This is a genomic window from Streptomyces sp. NPDC053755 (assembly GCF_040677675.1).
Lineage (GTDB): Bacteria > Actinomycetota > Actinomycetes > Streptomycetales > Streptomycetaceae > Streptomyces.
Window position 1 is genome coordinate 1 of sequence record NZ_JBFASK010000076.1, and the last position, 1,989, is coordinate 1,989.

The following is a 1,989-nucleotide window of genomic DNA, read 5'->3' on the forward strand; positions in this document are numbered from 1 at the left end:
CTACGAAGGCACCAACCAGGTCCAGCGCATCGTCATGGCCCGCAACCTCCCGTAATCGTCAGTCACCCCGAAAGGAGCCAGGCCGTGACCCTGAGGATCGCTGTCTGTGTGAAGTACGTACCCGACGCGACCGGCGACCGGGGCTTCGCCGACGACCTGACCGTCGACCGCGACGAGGTCGACGGCCTGCTGTCGGAGCTCGACGAGTACGCGGTCGAGCAGGCTCTGCGGATCTCCGAGGAGTCCGACGACGCCGAGGTCACCGTCGTCACCGTCGGACCCGACGACGCCAAGGACGCCCTGCGCAAGGCGCTGTCCATGGGCGCCGACAAGGCCGTCCACGTCAACGACGACGACATCCACGGCACGGACGTCATGGGCACCTCCGCGATCGTCGCCAAGGCGCTGGAGAAGACCGGCTTCGACCTGGTCGTCTGCGGCATGGCCTCGACCGACGGCACGATGGGCGTGCTGCCCGCGCTGCTCGCCGAGCGCCTGGGCCTGCCCCAGATCACCCTGCTGTCCGAGGTCTCGGTGGAGGACTCGGTCGTGAAGGGCCGCCGCGACGGCGACGCCGCCACCGAGCTGCTCGAGGCCCCGCTGCCGGCCGTCGTCTCGGTCACCGACCAGTCCGGCGAGGCCCGTTACCCCTCCTTCAAGGGGATCATGGCCGCCAAGAAGAAGCCGGTCGAGGAGCTGGACCTTGACGACCTGGGCATCGACGCCGACGAGGTCGGCCTGGCCGGCTCGTGGACGCTCGTCGAGTCGGTCGCGGCCCGCCCGGCCCGTACGGCGGGCACGATCGTCACGGACGAGGGCGACGGCGGCAAGCAGCTCGCGGCGTTCCTCTCCGCCCAGAAGTTCATCTGACCGCTCACCGTTCACCGTTTCAGGAGCAATGAATCATGGCTGAGATCCTGGTTCTCGTGGACCACGCCGACGGTGCGGTCCGCAAGCCGGCCCTCGAACTCCTCACGCTGGCCCGCCGGATCGGCGAGCCGACGGCCGTCGTGCTCGGCGCCGGCGAGGCCGCGGCGTCGATCGCCGCCACGGCCGGCGAGTACGGCGCGGCCACCGTGTACGTCGCTGACGGCGCCGAGTTCACCGAGCAGCTCGTCGTGCCGAAGGTCGACGCGCTCACCCAGATCGCCCAGGACAAGGGCGTCGCCGCCGTCCTGGTGACCTCCTCCGGCGAGGGCAAGGAGATCGCCGCGCGCGTCGCCCTGCGCCTCGGCTCGGGCCTGATCACCGACGCCGTCGAGCTGGAGGCCGGCGAGAACGGCCCGGTCGCGACCCAGTCGGTCTTCGCCGCCTCGTACCAGGTGAAGTCGACCGTCTCGCACGGCGTGCCGGTCATCACCGTCAAGCCGAACTCCGCCGCACCGCAGGCCGCACCGGCCGCCGGCACGGTCGAGGACGTGACCGTCGCCTTCACCGGCAACGCCGCCACGGTCGTCTCGCGCACCCCGCGGGTCTCCACCGGCCGCCCGGAGCTGACCGAGTCCGCGATCGTCGTCTCCGGCGGACGCGGGGTCGGCGCGGCCGAGGGCTTCGAGGTCGTCGAGAAGCTGGCCGACTCGCTCGGTGCGGCGGTCGGCGCCTCGCGCGCCGCGGTCGACGCCGGCTGGTACCCGCACTCCAACCAGGTCGGCCAGACCGGCAAGCAGGTCTCCCCGCAGCTGTACGTCGCCGCGGGCATCTCCGGCGCGATCCAGCACCGGGCCGGCATGCAGACCTCGAAGACGATCGTGGCCGTCAACAAGGACCCGGAGGCCCCGATCTTCGATCTGGTCGACTACGGCGTGGTGGGCGACCTGTTCGCCGTACTGCCGCAGCTGACGGACGAGATCGGCGCCCGCTGAGGCGACCCGTCCCGGGGGCCGGTCCGGTCAGGACGCCGGGCCGGCCCCGGAGACGACGAAGGGCCGGATGGGGGGGGGGGGGGGCGCCCCCCCGGGCCACCGGGGGCGCGGGGGGGCCCGCCCCCCC

General features: G+C 72.4%; 2 protein-coding genes. Both read left to right on the top strand.

Annotated features, from left to right (window positions below):
- Positions 1-84 precede the first annotated feature (84 nt).
- Positions 85-870, top strand: coding sequence for an electron transfer flavoprotein subunit beta/FixA family protein (locus AB0K65_RS32235; protein WP_365722842.1), 786 nt, complete (start codon positions 85-87; stop codon positions 868-870).
- Positions 871-905: 35 nt separating this feature from the next.
- Complete coding sequence (locus AB0K65_RS32240) at positions 906-1,862, top strand: electron transfer flavoprotein subunit alpha/FixB family protein (protein WP_365722844.1); 957 nt, start codon at positions 906-908, stop codon at positions 1,860-1,862.
- Positions 1,863-1,989: the final 127 nt, after the last annotated feature.

Excerpts from the sequence above, each read along its gene's own strand:
- AB0K65_RS32240 (WP_365722844.1), top strand. The coding sequence starts at position 906 with ATGGCTGAGATCCTGGTTCTCGTGGACCACGCCGACGGTGCGGTCCGC.